This is a genomic window from Acidimicrobiia bacterium (assembly GCA_016650365.1).
Lineage (GTDB): Bacteria > Actinomycetota > Acidimicrobiia > Spongiisociales > JAENVV01 > JAENVV01.
Genome location: JAENVV010000221.1, coordinates 1 through 2,214 on the forward strand (window position 1 = coordinate 1; position 2,214 = coordinate 2,214).

The 2,214-nt window shown below is 61.6% G+C and carries 2 protein-coding genes; one reads left to right on the forward strand and one right to left on the reverse strand.

From position 1 onward, the window contains the following. The coding region (locus JJE47_13220; GenBank protein MBK5268387.1) for an Mrp/NBP35 family ATP-binding protein at positions 1 to 1,094 on the forward strand (1,094 nt) is incomplete at its 5' end. Positions 1,095 to 1,320: 226 nt separating this feature from the next. On the opposite strand, the gene JJE47_13225 is transcribed toward JJE47_13220, so the two are convergent. Beyond that, on the reverse strand, positions 1,321 to 2,214 hold an 894-nt coding region (locus JJE47_13225; GenBank protein ID MBK5268388.1), incomplete at its 5' end, for a peptidoglycan DD-metalloendopeptidase family protein.

The following is a 2,214-nucleotide window of genomic DNA, read 5'->3' on the forward strand; positions in this document are numbered from 1 at the left end:
AATTGGGAAGCGACCTTGTAGACCTGGGGATGATCCAGGACGTCCACGTGAGTGACGAAGGGGTCGTCACGATCGATCTAGCCCTGACCATCGCCGAATGCCCGATGCGAAACCAAATCGAATCTGACACCACTCGCAAGGTCGGGTCCCTGCCCGGTGTAACCCGGGTCGTGATTCGTACGACCGCCATGACCAAGCAGCAACGAGCCGCCCTCATGTCAACCGCCCGTTTTCGGGTCCGGGAGCGAGCTGAGCCGACCAAGCTGTCGCCGACGACCAGGGTGATCGCGGTGAGTTCAGGCAAGGGCGGAGTCGGAAAGTCATCGGCCAGTACCAACCTGGCGCTTGCCACCGCCGCCATGGGATATCGGGTCGGATTGCTTGACGCCGATATTTGGGGCTTCTCGATTCCACGAATGCTCAACATCACGGAACGAATCACCGCCAACGAGGAACGGAATCTGGTCCCGGTGGAAGCCTACGGGCTCAAAGTCGTATCGACCGGACTCATCGTCGAGTCCGAGGAGACTGCCCTCATGTGGCGGGGCCTTATGCTGTCAAAGGCCCTCGAGCAGTTCCTCAAACAAGTGGAGTGGGGTGAACTCGACTACCTCTTCCTCGATATGCCGCCAGGGACCGGTGATGTCCAGATGGCCCTCACCCGACTCCTTCCCCAGGCCGAGATGATCGTGGTGACCACCCCCCAACAAGCTGCCCAAAAGGTCGCCATCCGGGTCGCCGACATGGCCCGTCGCTCGTTCATGCCGGTGGTTGGGGCACTCGAAAACATGACGCACTTCGTGTGCGACCACGGGGACATCTACGAACTGTTCGGATCCGGCGGTGGGGCGGAACTCGCCGAGGTTCTCAATGTGCCCCTCATCGGTTCGATCCCGATCGACCCGCAGATGGTCGCAGGCGGCGACAACGGGTTACCGGTTGTCGTTCACGCCCCCGACAGTCCCTCCGGCCGAGCGTTTCGAGAAGCGGCCGCCCGTCTCATCGAAATCGTGCCGCCCGCCCAGGATGAAACTTGCACCGGACGGATCGCCAAGTTGCTCGAAGCGCTACCGGTAACTAGTCACTCCGAGTAACTTCTAAACCGCCCCCAAGTTGACCGGCCCTCCTGACCGATATAAGAAGAGAACGTGCCAAAGGAAACGGGACCGGTTGGGAGTCATCCGAAAGAGATGCTCCCCCTCCGGAGCTCTCAAGAAACAGTGAAGGACCGATTCTCCGTTATCGGTCCTTCACTCGTTTTGGATGTTCGCCGCTGCGCAACGGCCAGGCCACTCACTCAACGATGCGGCAGGACCGGGTTCAACCACACAGGGATCGGACGAGCGGGGTCGGGTTCACGGCCGACCCACCGCCTGGGTGATACTCGAAATGAAGGTGCGGCACGTTGGCGGGAGCGTTACCGGTGGTTCCCACTTCCCCGACCTTGGTACCCGCCGAGACATGCTGGCCTTTTGATATTCCTGAAGCGAACGAGTCGAGATGGGCATAGTAAAAATCATCTCCCGAGTCGCCCTTGAACCAGATCGTGATGCCACCAATGCCACCGTTGCCCATCCGAGATATGGTTCCCGCTTCGATCGCGACGAGAGCGGTGCCTCGGGCCGCAAGCATGTCGACCCCCTTGTGACTGCGACCACCCGACCGGGAGGCTCCCCAGGTATCGGAAAAGGCCACCACGCCCTGGACGGGGCACGTGCGGCCTGACACGACCACGGGTGGCGGAGCTCCCCCACCGCTGCTATTGCCGCCTCCGGCGGCGATCCGAGCGGCCTCAGCGAGTCGAAGCCGCTCCTGCTCAGCAGCCAGGCGAGCGGCCTCCTGGGCCTGCCATTCGGTGTAGATCTCGTTGTACTGGGACTGGGCAGCTTCAAGCGTCTGGTTCAGCTCTTCGGCGGTCGCCTCCAGCTTGACATTCGCCTCTTTCTGGGAGGCCCGGGCTGCTACCAGGTCCGCCTCAATCCGGGCGATATCGCGTTCCAAGATTGCCAACTGATTAAGCAGCGCTTGATCGTCGTCGCTGGCATCGCGCAGATACGCCAACCCTGCCTCCATGTCTGACAGCGAGCCGGCTCCGGTAAACAGCGGAAGATGGTTTCCCAGTGCTCCGATGTACATGTCGACGGCCCGTTCGGTGGCTACCACCCGGGTCAGCTCCAGCTGACGGTCCAATTCGGCTGCCTGACTTTCTGCTCC